The organism is Nostoc sp. DSM 114167 (assembly GCF_052692655.1).
Genome location: NZ_CP195116.1, coordinates 6,183,052 through 6,200,810, shown reverse-complemented (window position 1 = coordinate 6,200,810; position 17,759 = coordinate 6,183,052). Strand labels below are relative to the sequence as shown.

Annotated in this window: 7 protein-coding genes; 6 read left to right on the top strand and 1 reads right to left on the bottom strand. The window is 38.0% G+C overall.

The annotated features are described in order from the left end of the window. Window positions 1-33: 33 nt before the first annotated feature. The 5 genes from NSTC731_RS26350 (at window position 34) to NSTC731_RS26330 (ending at window position 15,325) form a co-directional block, all read left to right on the top strand. Complete coding sequence (locus tag NSTC731_RS26350; RefSeq protein ID WP_445627527.1) at window positions 34-10,473, top strand: amino acid adenylation domain-containing protein; 10,440 nt, start codon at window positions 34-36, stop codon at window positions 10,471-10,473. Between the two features lie 47 nt (window positions 10,474-10,520). Continuing rightward, on the top strand, window positions 10,521-11,318 hold the full coding sequence (locus NSTC731_RS26345; protein WP_445627526.1) for an aspartate/glutamate racemase family protein: 798 nt from the start codon (window positions 10,521-10,523) through the stop codon (window positions 11,316-11,318). An 11-nt stretch (window positions 11,319-11,329) separates the two neighbouring features. After that, window positions 11,330-12,340, top strand: a complete 1,011-nt coding sequence (locus NSTC731_RS26340) for a hydroxyacid dehydrogenase (RefSeq protein ID WP_445627525.1) — start codon at window positions 11,330-11,332, stop codon at window positions 12,338-12,340. Window positions 12,341-12,565: 225 nt separating this feature from the next. After that, a complete protein-coding gene (locus NSTC731_RS26335; protein ID WP_445627524.1) occupies window positions 12,566-14,593 on the top strand; it encodes an ABC transporter ATP-binding protein/permease in 2,028 nt (675 codons plus the stop codon). A 51-nt stretch (window positions 14,594-14,644) separates the two neighbouring features. Beyond that, window positions 14,645-15,325 carry an SDR family oxidoreductase gene (locus tag NSTC731_RS26330; RefSeq protein ID WP_445627523.1) on the top strand — a complete coding sequence of 227 codons (681 nt, stop codon included), beginning with the start codon at window positions 14,645-14,647 and terminating at the stop codon, window positions 15,323-15,325. 10 nt (window positions 15,326-15,335) lie between these two features. On the opposite strand, the gene NSTC731_RS26325 is transcribed toward NSTC731_RS26330, so the two are convergent. Beyond that, entirely contained in the window at window positions 15,336-15,767 is a 432-nt protein-coding gene (locus tag NSTC731_RS26325; RefSeq protein ID WP_445627522.1) for a hypothetical protein, read from the bottom strand. A 459-nt stretch (window positions 15,768-16,226) separates the two neighbouring features. Here NSTC731_RS26325 and NSTC731_RS26320 point away from each other — a divergent pair, with 459 nt between their 5' ends. Further along, window positions 16,227-17,474 (top strand): bifunctional sterol desaturase/short chain dehydrogenase, encoded by a 1,248-nt coding sequence (locus NSTC731_RS26320; RefSeq protein WP_445627521.1) that lies wholly within the window; start codon window positions 16,227-16,229, stop codon window positions 17,472-17,474. Window positions 17,475-17,759: the final 285 nt, after the last annotated feature.

The window sequence follows — 17,759 nt, the reverse complement described above, 5'->3', positions numbered from 1 at the left end:
TTTATATAAAATAAAAAAATTGCGGATAGAAGCATGGCTCAAACTACAGATTATAAAAAACTCATAGCATCAACCTTAACAAAAATGGAGGCAATGCAGGCTCGCATTACCGAATTAGAAACTAGACAAAGCGAGCCAATTGCTGTTGTTGGGATGGGTTGTCGTTTCCCTGGAGGCATAAATTCTCCTGAAGCTTATTGGAATTACTGTAAAGCCGGACTTGACGCAATTGTAGAAGTTCCTAAAAGCCGTTGGGATATCTCAAAATTTTATGCTCCCGAACCTACTCCCGGCAAAATGAACACTCGTTATGGAGGATTTTTACAAGAGGATATTACAGAATTTGATGCCCGTTTCTTCTCTATATCTTCCCGCGAAGCAACCTCAATGGACCCCCAACAAAGGTTACTACTTGAGGTGACATGGGAAGCTTTAGAAAACGCTAATTTACCACCAACTAATTTAGCAAGCGATCGCGTGGGTGTATTTGTCGGTATAACTAGTGTTGACCACGCGATGACAGTCTACAAAAGCAACTACGATGAAATCGATTCTTTTTTTGGTACGGGAAACGCCCTGAGTGCCGCAGCCGGACGGCTATCTTATTTTTTAAACCTGCGCGGCCCTTGTATGTCTATTGATGCAGCCTGTGCTTCTTCACTGGTTGCCATTCACCAAGCTATTCGCAGTTTAAGAAATCATGAATGCGAACTAGCTTTAGTAGCTGGGGTAAATCTGCTCTTAAATCCGGCAATTACAATTAACCTTTCCCAGTCGGGGATGATGTCTCCCGATGGTCGTTGCAAAACTTTTGATGCAGCTGCAAATGGATATGTGCGGGGCGAAGGATGCGGAGTTTTAGTACTGAAACGCTTATCTGTGGCGGAAAAAAATGGCGATCGCATTCTCGCCCTCCTCCGAGGATCTGCGGTCAATCATAACGGTGCAGCCGCCGGGTTAACAGTTCCCAGCGGCCCCGCCCAACAAGATTTACTTCGTCAAGCCTTAGCTGATGCCAGAGTCAAACCCCAGGAAGTCGGGTATATAGAAGCACATGGCACGGGAACCTCTTTAGGCGATCCCATTGAGATGAATGCGATCGCCGCTGTTTATGGAGAGCGATCGCAACCACTTTACGTCGGTTCAGTGAAGACTAATATCGGACATCTCGAAGCCGCCGCCGGGATAGCAGGCACAATCAAGACAATTCTTGCCCTCCAACATGGTGAGATTCCGCCTCATCTCCACTTCCAAGAACCTAATCCTCTGATTAATTGGCAAGGATACCCGATCGAAATTCCTAGTCAAACCATACCCTGGTCGAACAATGGCCAAGTCCGCATTGCAGGGGTGAGTTCCTTCGGTTTTTCTGGAACGAATGCTCATGTAATTATCGAACAAGCGCCTGTTGCAAACATACCAGAAATTAAGCTACAACGTCCTAGTCATCTATTGATGATTTCCGCTCATCAAGAAACAGCTTTAAAAGAACTAGCACAACGTTTTTACATCCACCTAGAATCTCATCCAGAAATTGGCGATATCTGTCATAGTGCGGCAATAGGTAGATCGCCTTTAGCTGAACGATTGGCGATCGTTGCAGATACATTACCAGAATTGCAACAAAAATTAGTAGCTTTTGCTGACGAAAAAACCATTGATAATTTGACTTTTTATCAACGTTTCGCAGGAGAAAAACAGCCAAAAATTGCCTTTCTCTTCACTGGCCAAGGAGCTTGTTATGCAGGTATGGGCCATCAACTTTACCAAACCCAACCTACATTCCGTAAATATATTGACAAATGTGCAGATATTTTAGCGAATTATTTAGAGTATCCACTACAAGATATATTATTTGGCGATCGCACAGATTTACTCAATCAAACTGCATACGCTCAACCAGCTATATTTGCTCTTGAATATTCAGTTGCTATGCTTTGGCAATCTTGGGGAATCACACCAAGTTTACTAATTGGTCATAGTGTTGGTGAATATGTCGCAGCTTGTATAGCCAAAGTATTTAGTTTAGAAGCAGGTCTAGAATTAATTGTGAAACGCGGGCAATTAATGCAAACTGCGCCTACAGGAAAAATGGCTTCAATTTTTGCAGATGAAGCTACAGTAATTTCTTTAATTCAAAATTATAGTAAGACAGTTTCAATTGCGGCTATTAATCATCCTCAACAAATTGTCATCTCTGGAGAAAGTAATAGCGTTGATGAAATTGTTGTTAACTGCAAACACCAAAAAATAGCTGTTCAATTACTATCAGTTGACGGTGCTTTTCACTCTCCATTAATGGAGTCAATTTTAGATGAATTTGAAACTGCTGCTCGTAATATTTCCTACAATCATCCTCAAGTTTTGCTAATTTCAGGCATTGACGGACAACCTTTAGCAAGTGCGCCCGATGCAAGCTACTGGAGACAACAATGCCGTCAACCCGTGCAATTTTTGCAAAGTCTGATTACGGCGTTAAACAAAGGATACAACCTGTTTTTAGAAGTGGGACCAAGACCAATACTTGCAGAACAAGGTCGCCGTTATCACGATGAAGTTATCTGGCTGAGTTCTCTCAATAGAGGTTTGGATAACTGGCAGACGATGTTATCAACACTAGCCCAACTCTACATTCATGGAGTAAATTTTAACGCCGAAAAATTCAATGAAGATTACGGTTACAGAAATATTCAATTACCAAACTATCCTTTTCAACGAAAAAGGTTTGAATTTAAATCTGCTATTTCAGTCGAATCAAGTTCAATCAAAGAAATGCCTGTAGAAAACGAGCTAATGGAGACCAAGATGACTGTAGCAAAAGTTTCAAATATCCAAAAACATCAGCAAGAAATCGGCAATCAGTTAAAGTCTATCTTAGCTCTGTTGCTCAAAGAAGATGAAAATGACATTAGAGATGATGAAACCTTATTAAATCTAGGGGCAGATTCAATTATTTTGACTGACTTTGCTCGTAAAGTTGAAGAGAAGTTTGGCGTTAAAGTTAAAATAGATCGATTATTTACCGATTTGCAAACAATTGCTGAAATAGCTAATTATCTATCTGATTTTATTGAACCAAAACCATTAGAAACATCTTCAGTAGCTACTATACTAAATAAAAACTCTAATAAAGTATCTAATTCTGACTCAGAATTAAATAATTATCTGTGGGTAATTTCCCAATTACAACCGATTAGTATTGCCTATATCTTGAAAGCTTTAGAAGTATTAGGTAAGAGACTAAAAATAGCAGAAACTTGGACAACAGAAAACTTATTACAAATTTTGCCTATTGCTCCAAAATATCATATTTTAATTACTCGTTATTTAAAAACTTTAGAACAAGCTGGAATTATTCAAAATCAAGGTAACATCTGGATAGTACGAAACCTACCTATACCTTTTTCTTTACCAGAAGCTATAGAAAATCTGCAAACTACTTGTCCAGCAGCAAAACCTGAGTTAGAAATGCTGCAACGCTGTGGAGAAAATCTAGCAGAAGTATTGAAAGGAAATATAGATCCTTTAGAGTTAATTTTCCCAGCAGGTTCAGTAGTTCATGCGGAAAGTATATATGGTAATTCTCCGGTATCTCGTTTAATGAATCAACGAGTAGCTCAAGAAATTAACTCCATTTTCAAGAGTTTTTCTAGTAGTGATCGCCCTTACCAAATTATCGAAGTGGGAGGTGGTACAGGTGCGACTTCGGAAGCAATTATTAATAATTTAAATCTCAATGATACTAATTATTCTTTCACCGAACTTTCTCCTGTTCTGCTGAATAAAGCGCGTCAAAAATTTAAACACAGAGATAATCTCAACTTCCATCAATTAGATATTGAAAAATCACCAGTTTCTCAAGGGCTTACAGCACATTCTTATCATATAGTTGTTGCTGCTAATGTGCTTCATAGTACCCGAAATATTACAGAAACACTAAATAATATTCGAGAATTACTACTACCTGGTGGTTATTTAGTACTACTAGAAACAGTAGAAAATAATTCCTGGCTTGATTTAACCTTTGGACTCACACCAGGATGGTGGCGCTTTCAAGACAAAGAGTTACGTATAGATACTCCATTGTTAAGTGGAGAAAGTTGGTGTGCTGTTTTAAAAGGCTGCGGTTTTGTCACTGCGGATAGTTTTTCTAAACAGAATAATACCAGCATCTACAATGGACAAGAGTTAATTATTGCTTCTACCTCTGCTGAAAGCGCTATTGATAACCAAGCAAAAACAGTAGCTGTATCAACACCAACCTCTGGCAAAGAAGCTTTGATGATGGCTCAATTGCAATCTTTGAAAGAACTCAAAGATATACATGAAAAAACTATTATCAAGCAATTAGAAATACTCCAATCTGTATCTGTCGCACCGAGCAATACATCAGAAGTTTTGTTTAGTCAGACAGAAATTGTACCTACTCCTAAAACAAGCAAAATAGAAACTGCAACTCCTACCAAAAAAATTAATTCTCCAAATTTAAACCCATTAGCCTTAAAGCTAGCAGAGAATAAATCTTTAACAGAACAACAGCAAGCTTTTATCCAAAACTTAGAGATTATTTATAACCAAAAAACAGCGAAATCTAAGGCATATTCGCAAAATAGCCGCAAGACAATGGTTGATGTTAAACCTACCATTGACTTCCGTATGGCTTTAAAAGAATTTCAGTATCCCATTGTTTCAGAATCAGCCCAAGGAGCATATTTTCGTGATATCGATGGCAATGATTACATCGACTTAGCAATGGGGTTTGGTGTTAACTTTTTTGGGCATAGTCCTGATTTTGTGTTGTCAGCAATTCAGCAACAAATGCAACACGGAATCGGATTAGGAATGCAGTCTAATATTGCAGCAGAAACGGCTGCTTTAATTTGTGAAATGACAGGTGTGGAGCGAGTCGCTTTTAGTAATACTGGTACAGAAGCGATTATGGCAGCAGTTCGTATTGCTCGTTCTCGGACAAAACGCCAAAAAATTGTGATTTTTGCTGGTTCTTATCACGGTACTTTTGATGGCATTTTAGCGCGAGTTGGAGAGGAAGCGGGAACAGCTCAACCATTGAGCCTTGGGACACCATTAGGAATGGTTGAAGATGTCATAGTTCTTACATATGGAGCCGAAGAAAGTCTAGAAATAATTGCTACTCAAGCTGATAATTTAGCAGCAGTTTTAGTAGAACCTGTGCAAAGCCGTAAACCCGATTTACAGCCTAAAGAATTTCTGCAAAAATTACGAAAATTGACTCAACAAAAAGAAATTGCCCTCATTTTTGATGAAATTATTACTGGATTTCGCATTACTCCAGGAGGAGCGCAGGAATGGTTTGATGTTGACGCAGATATAGTAGTTTATGGTAAGGCAATTGGTGGTGGTTTGCCTATTAGTACGATCTGTGGCAAAGCAGATTTCTTAGATACAATTGATGGCGGTTTCTGGAGTTATGGAGATGATTCCCATCCGCAAACAGAATTAACTGCTTATGGCGGTACTTTCTGTCGTCATCCTTTGGCTTTGGCTGCTTGTCGTGCAGTACTTTTACATTTACGCGAACAAGGTGCAACTATTCAAGAAAGAGTAAATCAATTAACTAATCGATTAGCTACTGAAGTTAATCAGTTCTTTCAAGAAACAGGAATTCCTATCCGCATTGTTCATTTTGGCTCTTTGTTTCGCTTTGAATCTTTTGGCGCTTATAGTATTTTCTTACAACCAATCGAATTACCACTCTTTTACTACTTGCTAAATCTCAAAGGTGTGTATACATGGGAAAAACGAGTTTGTTTTCTCTCAACTAGTCATACTAATGAAGATATAGACAAAGTAGTTGCTGCTGTCAAAGAAGCGATTATAGAACTTCAACAAGCAAGTTTTTTTGAAAATGCCAAATCACCACAAGCAAAGAAAAGAGAAGCAAGCGATCGCTCTGACGATGAAGATGGTAGGAATAATTTAAACCAGAAATTTTCTACCAATGAAGCGCAACGTCAGCTTTGGTTATTGGCAGAATTAGATACAACCGCTTCAGCATCATATAACGTTACTACTTCTTTAGAATTGCGTGGTTCTTTAGATATTTCATCTTTACAGCAAGCGATTAATGAAGTAGTCAATCGTCATGAAGCGTTACGAACCCAAATATTAGAACAAGGCGAACTCCAAGAAGTTATCGGTAGTGTCAAAATTGACCTACCGTTAATCAATTTGATGGATGAAGATAATCCCGAAGCAACTGCTTTAGTATTAAGAACTGAGTTATCTCAAAAGCCTTTTGACTTGGGTGTTGCTCCTTTATTTGCGGCTGTGCTGATGCGTTTAGCACCCGAACATTATCTGCTATCTTTAAAAACTCATCATATCGTTGCAGATGGTTGGTCATTAGGGCTAATTTTGAATGAAATTGGCAAACTTTATTCAGCAAAAATTGGTGTTGTTACAGACTCTTTAGCGCCACCAATGCAGTTTCGCCAATATTTAGCTTTGCGACAGCAAGAAGCACAAAGTTCACAGATGCAAGAGCATCGTGCTTTTTGGTTGAAAACTTATGAGGGAGAAATCCCCGTATTTGAGCTTCCTACAGACTTTCCCCGTCCTGCTGTCAAAACTTACACAGGCGGTAGAGAAAGTAAAATTATTGCTCCTCAACTGTGGCAAAATTTGCAAATTGTAGGACGCAAAAATCAAGCGACATTATTTATGACAATGTTCGCTGCTTACACAGCTTTTCTGCGTCGAATTTCCGGTCATGATGATTTAGTAATTGGTATTCCGATTTCAGGACGACAATTTGAAGGCAGCGAAACATTAGTTGGCTTTTGTTCGCAATTTTTACCAGTTCGGATTCAGACAGATATTACTACTTCTTTTGTTGCACATCTCCGTCATACCAAAGAAACACTCATAGCCGCTTTTAAACACCAAAGTCACGCCTTAGAAGAATTATTAGCAGCCTTACAATTACAACGAGATTTTTCTCGTTCTCCCCTGATATCCGTATCTTTTAATATGGACCCTAGTTTAACTCTACCTGAGTTTAAGGGACTACAAGTATCGCTACCAGCAGAGCCAATTGGTTACACTCCCTTCGATTTAGGCTTTAATTTCATCGAAGTCAATGACGCACTTATTATCTATTGCAACTACAATACAGAACTGTTTAAACCAGAAACTATCAAACAGTTTCTAGAAAGTTTTGAAATTTTGATGCAAGGGGTAACTAAAAATGCTAATGGTTTGCTTTCTGAGTTGCCTTTATTAACACAAGTGCAACAAGAACAATTATTGGCAGAATTAACAGGGAAAACAATAGAATTACCCCCAAATTCTACAATTATTGATGACTTTATTGTTCAAGTCAAATCTACACCCGATGCACCTGCATTAATAGTTGAAGAAACGACTTTAACATATAGAGAATTGAATGAGAAGGTAAATCGTTTAACTAATTACTTACATGAGAAGTATCACATTGATTCCGGAAAAGCGATCGCACTCGCGATCGGGCGCAATCAAAACTTAATTATCGCCATATTGGCTACTTTTAAAACTGGGGCAACATATGTACCGATAGACCCCCAATATCCTAGAAATCGCATCGATTTTATTTTAAAAGATAGTGGCTGTAATCTCTGTCTCACTGAAAGTAATTTTGTCTCCCAATTCCCTCAAGAAATCGAAGCAATTTGTTTGGATCGAATCGATAATATTTTGGCAGATTTTGATAAGACTGAGCCTAAATTTAAACCAGACTCTAGCCAAATTGCCTACATTTTATACACATCTGGCTCCACAGGAAATCCTAAAGGAGTCATGGGTCGTCACATCTCTATTTTGAATGTAATTCGGAGTTTACGACTCACATTTGACTTAGAGAAACATCCTGAATGGCGCTATATTTTCACTGCACCTGTCACCCATGACCCATCTTTTCGTAATATCTTTTTACCTTTAACCATAGGTGCTGCTTTATATATGTATGAAGTACAGCATATAGAGCATTTAGTCTCCTTTTTACAAGAAAACCAAATAAATGCACTGCACACAACGCCATCTATTTATCGAGAAATTTTAGCTGTACTCGCACCTGAAGAAACTATCCCCAGCTTAAAATATATCTCTTGCGGCGGAGAAAAATTAGACCGAGAAACTGCGATCGCTTTACGAAAACGCTTCCCAGCGAAAATTATTAGCAATGTCTACGGTTCCACAGAAACTTGTGTTGGAGTATCTCAATATACAATCGACGAAAATTTAAATACAGACGTACCTCTTGGTCAGGTTTTCCATAACAATCGATTATTTGTCCTGGATGAATTTAATAACACCGTACCTTTGCATATAGTAGGTGAAATTTGCGTAGAAGGTGCAGCATTAGCCGCTGGTTATCGCAATCTTCCTCAAATCACCAAGGAAAAATTTCAACCCAGTTTTCTAAATCCAGAAAAAATTCTCTTTAGAACGGGAGATTTAGGTAAACAAATTGCCCCAGGGGTGATTGAATTTATGGGGCGAAAAGATAATCAAGTTAAGGTAAATGGCTATCGTATAGATCCAGGTGAAATTGAATACCAACTTAGCCGTTATGCCCAGATTGAGAGAGCAATTGTGTTACCGACAGAGTTAAATAATCAAACTCAGTTATCTGCCTATTGTCAAACTGATAAAGAGATAAAAATTTCAGAAATCAGAGAATTCCTCTCGGATTTTCTGCCAGTTTACATGATTCCTACTTCCTTTATCTTTTTAAAGCAATTTCCTTTAACTAGACATGGGAAAATTGACTTGCGATCGCTTGCCGAACTTCAAAGAACAGGTAAGATCGCACAAATAGCTTATACTGCTCCTCGGAATAATTTAGAGTCAAAGCTAGTTAATATCTGGGAAAAAATTCTCACTAAACATCCCATCGGTATTTTTGATAACTTCTTTGAAATTGGTGGACACTCTTTGCTGCTTTCGAGAGTAATCACTCACGTTCATAAAGAATTAAATGTGTCAGTCAAATTGGCTGAATTCTTTAAAGTTCCTACAATTGTCGGATTAGCAACTTTAATATCTAAAACTCAATATGACTATCAAGAACCCATACCAGCAATAACTCAGCAAACATCTTATCCTATGTCTCATGGGCAGCGCCGTCTTTGGGCTTTAGAATTCCTCGATCGCAACCATAATGCCTACGGAATGCCCAGTGCTTATCAATTCAACGGTGATTTAAATATTGCTGCTTTTGAAAATGCTTTTCAACATTTGATCCAACGCCACGAAATTTTGCGTACTACCTTTAGCTTAATAAATAATGAACCGCGTCAAGTCGTACACGAGCAAATGAATTTTGCAGTCACACAAATAGACTTAATGGAGTATGAAAAACAATCAGAAATTATTGCTGAAGCTATTCAAAACAATGCCAAAACTACTTTTGATTTGGAAATAGGGCCTTTACTCAACGTTAACTTACTAAAACTCAGTCAACAGAGTTATATAGTTCTATTTAATATGCACCACATCATTTCAGATGGTTGGTCAGCAGGCGTTTTAATTAAAGATTTTCTCGCACATTATCATGCCTACGGACAACAAAATGTAGAATTACCGCCACCTCTGAGGATTCATTATAAAGACTATAGCTACTGGCAAGACCAGCAATTGCAAATGTCGAAATTACAAGCACAACGCGATTACTGGTTAGCTAAATTAACTCCTACTCCGGCGCGTCTTGACTTACCTTTAGATCGCATTCGACCAGCAGTGCAAAGTTTCTCTGGAACTGCGATTATTTGGAAGCCAAGACCAGAATCAATCAAGGATTTTGAGTTATTAATCAAGACTCAAGAAGCCAGTTTGTTTATGGGCTTACTGACTTTAGTCAAAAGTTTTCTCTTTCGCTATACCGAACAAAATGAGATTACAGTCGGCTCTCCCATCGCTGGACGAAATCATCCTGATTTAGAAGAACAAATAGGTTTTTATGTTAATACTTTAGTTTTACGCGACCAAATAGCAGCAGACGATAGTTTTACTACTTTACTTGCAAAAGTGAAACAAACAACAATAGAAGCATACGATAATCAAGAATATCCCTTTGACAAACTAGTATCAGATTTAAATTTCCAACGCGATCCTAGCCGGAATCCCCTATTTGATATTGCAGTTGTACTGCAAAATAATCAAAATGTAGACCTAGCGTTAGATGGAATTACTGTTAACTTGATTGACCAAGAAATTGTCACTGCTAAGTTCGATCTAGAATTCACTTTTGTAGACGAAGTAGAACTATATCTCAAGTTAATCTATAACACAGATATATTTGCCAGCGAACGTATTTCCTTGATTATCAAGTCGTTAGAAGGTCTTCTAGAAGAAGTAGTAAAATCTCCTGACACGCCATTATTGAAGCTGTGCGATCGCACAGAGAACCCCGAAGGAGAAGATCACAATCTTTTCGCTACCAATTTTAATTTTTAGTCATCTACACGGCTAAATCATAGTCATCATTGTTTTGGAGAAAGTTTATGAATAAAAAACTACCAGTGCTTGGAGTTTTAGGCGGAATGGGGCCTGTAATTACTGTTGAATTCCTTAAAACCATTTATGAATACAACCAGTATATCGACAACGAACAAGAAGCACCCAACGTTATTGTTTTCTCACTTCCCTCTGCACCAGATCGCACAACTTCAGTTCATAGCGGAAATGAAAGAGAATTCATTGATTTTGTGCAAATACATTTAGAAAAACTTAATCAATTAGTCGATCGTATAGTGATTGGTTGTTGTACTGCTCATTATGCTTTGGCTCATCTTCCAGAGCATCAGACTAATAAAGTAATCTCCTTAATTAAAATTGCAGATCAACAACTGCAAGAACATGATGAGCCTGCCCTTTTATTTGCAGGTACAGGTACTTACAAAAAAAAATTATTTGAGCGAGGTTGTACTGCTGCAAATCGGATTATTTCTCCAGATGAAAAAGATTATCCCTTGATTCATGAGATGATTTTTAAAGTACTAAAACGAGGACAAAACCCACTAACAATTCTTGAAGACGTTCAAAAGTTGTTAGATAAATATAATACTCGTTCCTTTATTTCTGGTTGTACAGAATTTCATATCCTTGCCAAATATCTCAAGCTTAATGGCATTGATTCTATTCAAGCGATCGACCCTTTAACTACCATTGCCGAAAACTTATCTCAGCTATTAGAGTCAGCCACATCTAATTCTAGTTTGCTGACAGAAACAATGAAATTATCTCAGCAATTTCATTCATCAACTGTTGAGTCTAAAACATCTTTGTATCAAATAAGTTAAGGTTAATTAAGATGACAGCTATTTTTCCTCAAACTTCCCCAGCGACTACTAAAAATCACAAGATTCTTTTAATTGGGAGAATGTACCACGAAACAGGTGAAAAGCTTCTAGAAGAATACACTAATATCGAGATTATCAAAGAACCAACGCAGCATCAAATCCATGAAGCTATTCAAGACGTATCTGGCGTATTTGTCCGTTATCCTGCTAAATTAGATGCCGAAGCGATTCGATTAGCAAAAAATTTAAAAGTTATTAGTACCTCTGGATTTGGCACTGATGCAATTGATATTGCGGCTGCAACACAACAGGGAATTGTCGTAGTTAATAATCCTGGGTTATCAACAACTGCTGTTACAGAACACACGATTTCCATGATTTTAGCACTTGCTAAAAAGCTTACTTTTCTCAATCAGTGTGTCAAAACAGGAAACTACTTAATTCGTAATCAGGTACAACCAATTCAAGTCGAAGCAAAAACCCTTGGTATTGTCGGTTTGGGAAGGATTGGTAGTGCTGTTGCTCAAATTTGTAGTACAGCATTTCAAATGCGAGTTTTAGCATACGATCCTTATGTCCCAATCAGTAAAGCAGAAGCAGCCGGTGCAACCTTAGTACAAGATTTAGACTACCTACTTACTGAATCTGACTTTGTATCTTTGCATCCTGAGTTAACTGATGAAACTTATGAAATGTTTGCTTTAGAAGCTTTCAAGAAAATGAAGCCTACTGCTTTCTTGATCAATACATCTCGTGGAAAGGTAGTTCGCGAACGAGATTTGGTTACAGCCATACGCGAAAAGTTGATAGCAGGGGCTGCAATTGATGTGTTTGAGCCTGAACCCCCATCTCTTGACAATCCTTTATATGAGTTTGACAATATAATTTTGTCCCCTCATTTGGCTGGAGTGACACCTGAAGCTGGTATGACTGCTGCACTTTCTGCAGCTAATCAAATACTTCAAGTGCTTCAAGGCGAGAAGCCGCCTTACATTGTCAATCCTGAAGTTTGGAGTTCGTAATTTTTCATCCCAGAACAAAAGAAATGCTGGGAATTTATCATTGAATTGCTTTGCTATATTTCTAGTTATAGAAATATAGCAAAATTATTTTGTGATATGATGATTTTGTTTAAATAATCAGGATTAATACTGCATTTTTTATTTTCTAGCTATAGCTAATGAAATAAAAAACAATATTTTACAAAAATTTATCATCCTAAAAATTATTTTTATAAGAGGTATAATATGCAAGCTCAAGTTATTTCTAATCAACCTTCAAAAAATACTTCTTTCCTTTCTAATTTTACTCAATTTTGGGAGGATGTAAAAGCGATCGCTAGTCCTTACTGGTTTCCAATAGAGCCAGGGCAAAGAGCATTTTCAGATGTAATTCAAACATGGGGGATGCTCATTCTCCTAATCTTATTAATAGTTGGGCTTGTGGGCGTAACTGCCTTTAATAGCTTTGTCGATCGCTATTTAGTCGATATCATTATTCAAGATAAAGATACTTCTAAGTTTTTTAGTACGTTATCACTTTACGCCCTTGGGCTGCTCTTAATCACGTTCTTGACAGGATTTACTAAATTTGTCAGAAAAAAAATTGCCCTTGATTGGTATCAATGGCTCAATCAGCAGATTTTAAAAAAATATTTTAGCGATCGCGCTTATTATAAAATCAATTTTAGCTCCGATATTGATAACCCAGACCAACGTCTATCTCAAGAAATCGAACCTATTGCCAGGACTGCTCTCAATTTTTCAGCTACTTTGTTAGAAAAAATCCTGGAAATGGCGACTTTTTTAATAATTCTTTGGTCAATTTCCCAATTTGCTGTTGCATTTCTACTTACTTATACGATTATAGGCAATTTGATTGCTGTTTACTTGAGTCAAGAATTAGATAAGATTACTCAAGAAGAACTTGAATCTAAAGCTGATTATACATATAGCCTAACTCATGTTCGTAATCATGCTGAATCTATAGCTTTCTTCCGGGGAGAAAACCAAGAATTAAATATCATTCAGCGAAGATTTAATAATCTTTTTCAAAATTCTGAAAGCAAGATTAATTGGGAAAGAAATAAAGATATTTTTAATAGAGGATACCGCTCTGTAATCCAAATTTTTCCATATTTAATATTTGCACCTGTATATATTCGAGGTGAAATTGATTTCGGACAAGTTAGCCAAGCAGTTGTAGCTTGCAGTATGTTTGCTAATGGTCTGGCAACATTAATAGATGAATTTGGAACTTCTGGACGATTTTCGAGTTATGTTGAGCGTTTAGCTAATTTTTCAGATGCTTTAGAAACAGTAACTAAACAACCAGAAAATGTCAGTAACATCAAAACAATCGAAGAAAACCGTCTGGCTTTTGAGGATGTTACCTTACAAACGCCCAACTACGAGCAGCTAATCGTTGAAGACTTATCATTGTCTGTTCAACCGGGAGAAGGTTTATTGATTGTTGGGCCGAGTGGTCGAGGTAAAAGTTCTTTATTGAGAGCGATCGCAGGTTTGTGGAATGCAGGGACTGGTCGTCTGGTGCGACCTCCCCTAGAAGAAGTTTTATTTTTACCTCAACGTCCTTATATAATTTTGGGAACTTTGCGCGAACAGTTACTTTATCCTAATAGAAATCGTCAAATGACCGATGCAGAACTCAAAGAAGTATTGCAACAAGTAAACCTGCAAAACTTGCTAAGTCGAGTTGATAGTTTTGATACAGAGCTTCCTTGGGAAAACATATTATCGCTAGGAGAACAACAACGCCTTGCTTTCGCACGCCTATTAGTGACTCATCCTCATTTCACGATATTAGATGAAGCAACAAGTGCTTTAGATTTAAAGAACGAAGGTAATTTATATAGACAATTACAAGAAACGAAAACAACGTTTATCAGCGTTGGGCATAGGGAAAGTCTATTTGATTATCATCAATGGGTTCTAGAGCTTACACAAGATTCCAGTTGGCAACTTTTGACTGTGAAAGATTATCGGATTCAAAAAACAGCTATCTATACCTCTGTAGAAAAGAGCCGCGTTAGCACAGACAGTTTACCTAATAATGAATCCCAAAATCAATTAGAAAGATTAACTCAAAAAGTCATAAGTGAAGGATTTTCTCATCAGGAAATGGCTGAATTAACTTTTTATTCCATTAAAACTATTAGAAGTAAGGCAAGCAAAGGCGAATCGATTACTGCCAGAGACGGCTTTACCTATCGTTATGATAAAGATCCTGATGTGCTGAAATGGATCAAAGTTTAGCAGCTACTTAGTTTCTAAAAACTACAATTTATTTTTAACAGATTCAATAATATGACTAAACTCATCTTGATTACAGGCATAAGCAAAGGTCTAGGTTATGCCATGACCGAAGGTTTTATTCAACAAGGACATACTGTTATTGGTTGCGCCCGTTCATCAGATGCTATCGATAAAATACGCCAAAAGTTTAGTGCGCCCAATGATTTCACATCTGTAGATGTGGCAAATGAACACCTTGTAGAAAAATGGGCAATAGATGTACTTCAAAAATATGCACCACCAGATATAGTAATTAATAATGCGGCAATTACTAATTACCCAGCACCTTTGTGGGAAATACCATCTGAAGAATTTTCCGATCTGATAGATATCAATATCAAAGGAGTAGCGAATATAATTCGCCATTTCGTACCAGCAATGGTGAAAAATAAACGGGGTATTATTGTTAACTTTAGTTCTGGCTGGGGACGTTCTACTTCAGCCCAAGTTGCACCATACTGTGCTTCTAAGTGGGCAATCGAAGGATTAACTCGTTCTTTGGCACAAGAATTGCCGAATGGTATGGCAGCTATACCCCTCAATCCAGGTATTATTCATACTGACATGCTTTCTATTAGCTTTGGAGAAGAAGCTGCTAATTATACACCCGTGTCCGATTGGGTATTGAAAGCTGTACCATTTATTCTCAATTTAAAACCCAAAGATAACGGGATTCCCTTGACTATACATTAAAGAATGAATCTCAATTGCGTAGGTGTAGCCCGTCGTAGACATCGTTGCCATTAGGAGCAGACAGTTGAATCACCTCAGTAAAACGTGAATACTTAACCGCATCGGTAGGGGGATAATCTGCCGACACTGCAATTAACCCAATTTTTATATCCTCGAAATAAATCACACCCCCAATACGTCCTTCAAGAAAGAAAGCTCCATGAAATAAATGATACGGAGCTATGTAGATCGGCAAAAAGTCACTAATCTTTATTGCCCTGCCAAACATCTGCTGACAAGTTTTTTGGAGGACAGTATCTAAATATTCATTATGGGCAGGCTCACCCATGTCAGTGAATTCCGGCCAATCCGCAAAATGATCCATATAAAATAGCCAGATATCGGACAAGTCTGCGTCATTTGTCAGTTTTTGCTTAAGTTCATGTAATCGGTCGATATTCATATTGTGGATATTGAGGAGATGTGACAAACAGACAGCACTGTTAAAACAGTTATCAATTATATTATTTATCAGTATCGAAATAAATCTAATTTTTTCTTAAACGGCTTAACATCCAATCAAATCTTGTTTCACCCAGTGCCATGTTATCTAAAATATTAGAATCGAGTTCATCCTCATATTCAACATTTTGATCCAGTGAATAAAATCGAGGGTCATGCACACTCGAATTGCATTAGAAGTTATAGTCCAGACTTCTCAACAAGATTTGGCAGATGTGGCTGCAAGTGCAGGGGTAGAATTTACTTGAATACGCTGTAACTAATTCGTAATTAGGCATTGCTTATTTCTCCTTATCCCCTTGTCCCCCATTCCCTTTGATTTGAATTTGCTCTAAACTCGACCTGAACGTACCTTTATCAGATAGTGAAGAATGATTAACAAAAACGAGTATAGACAAACATGATAAAAATGCTAGCTGAAAACTTGATAGGAATTGAGACAAGCTTACAAATTAATTGGGTTTGGCTAAATGCCAGCTTACAGTTTGCTAGTTGGGCACTCTTCTCACTTTTACTTGCTGAGATATTGAGAGACAGCTACCATGCTTTGTGTCACCAAGTCAATTGGCTTGCTAAATGGCACAACAAGCACCACATGGCTTATCGCCGCGATTTATCGATAGTTTCTCTGAAAGTTTATCAAGAATCGCAGCTTTATCACGACATTTTAGAGTCGAGTCTACTGCTGGTGGTATTGGTAGTCGTTGCCTTAATTGTCCAGCAAATGGGGTTATGGCTAGGAGTAGCTTACGCTTGCACCTTTTTGTATGGCGCGTCTGTGCGATATTTTCAAGGAAAAATTGATACAGATTACAACCACCTACCCGGCCCTTTAGAGACAATTCCATCCATTTGGTGGGTGAATCGGTCTTACCATTGGCGACATCATTTTGATGATGTTAACGCCTACTACAGTGGCGTCTTTCCCTTAGTTGATAAAATTCTGGGTACAGGACTGTCTCTCAAAGGTAAAACCATCGCTTTAACTGGAGCATCAGGAGCGTTGGGGCAAGCGTTGGCAGCTGAACTTGTCAAGAATAATGCTAAAGTCGTGGCATTAACTACTAATCCAGAAAAATTAGTAGAGCTTGGGGTAAAAGTGGTTTCCTGGCAGTTGGGCAATGAAGCTAATCTGAAGGATAGTTTAGAGAAAGTAGATATTTTAATTATCAATCATGGAGTCAATGTCTACGCCAGCCGCACATCGGAGGCGATCAATTCCTCTTATGAAGTGAATACCTTTTCAGCATTGCGGTTGATAGATATATTTTTGACAACTGTAACAGGGCCACAAGCAAAAGCAACCAAGGAAATTTGGGTAAACACTTCTGAGGCTGAGGTTTCTCCAGCACTGAGTCCGCTTTATGAACTCAGCAAAAGAGCGCTAGGAGATATTGTTACGCTCAAGCGTTTGGATGGGGATTGTGTCATTCGCAAGTTAATTCTTGGCCCGTTTAAGAGTCAACTGAATCCTTATGGAGTGATGTCTGCACAGCAAGTTGCTCGTGCGATCTTATTTTTGGCGCGGCGTGACTTCCGAAATATTATTGTGGCAATAAATCCTCTCACCTATCTGCTGTTTCCCTTAAAGGAAACGAGTACGTCACTATACTATCGAGTCTTCAGCCAGACAGCAAAAAGTGAATAAGACTTACGCAAATAATAGTCGAAAAGAATGATTTTCAGGTAGTATGTCAAGTTGAAATTGAGAGGTAAGCAAGTTTGTAGTAAGGACTTTAGTCCTTATTTTCTAAGCACTAAAGTGCTTACTACAAACCCTCAATAGTGAAAGTGAGAGCCTTAGCCGTATCGGTATCGAACACCTACTGCTTCAAAGATACAAAGGTGGAGACTATAGGAATCCGGTTTGATTTGGAGAATTTACTTGTTGTGGTGCGCGTTCGCAAAGCGTCTCGCAGAGAAGCGCAGCGCA

What these genes read in the sequence shown, in the direction of transcription:
- NSTC731_RS26350 (WP_445627527.1), top strand. Translation starts at nt 34, where the DNA reads ATGGCTCAAACTACAGATTATAAAAAACTCATAGCATCAACCTTAACA.
- NSTC731_RS26345 (WP_445627526.1), top strand. Translation starts at nt 10,521, where the DNA reads ATGAATAAAAAACTACCAGTGCTTGGAGTTTTAGGCGGAATGGGGCCT.
- NSTC731_RS26340 (WP_445627525.1), top strand. Translation starts at nt 11,330, where the DNA reads ATGACAGCTATTTTTCCTCAAACTTCCCCAGCGACTACTAAAAATCAC.
- NSTC731_RS26335 (WP_445627524.1), top strand. Translation starts at nt 12,566, where the DNA reads ATGCAAGCTCAAGTTATTTCTAATCAACCTTCAAAAAATACTTCTTTC.
- NSTC731_RS26330 (WP_445627523.1), top strand. Translation starts at nt 14,645, where the DNA reads ATGACTAAACTCATCTTGATTACAGGCATAAGCAAAGGTCTAGGTTAT.
- NSTC731_RS26325 (WP_445627522.1), bottom strand. Translation starts at nt 15,767, where the DNA reads ATGAATATCGACCGATTACATGAACTTAAGCAAAAACTGACAAATGAC.
- NSTC731_RS26320 (WP_445627521.1), top strand. Translation starts at nt 16,227, where the DNA reads ATGATAAAAATGCTAGCTGAAAACTTGATAGGAATTGAGACAAGCTTA.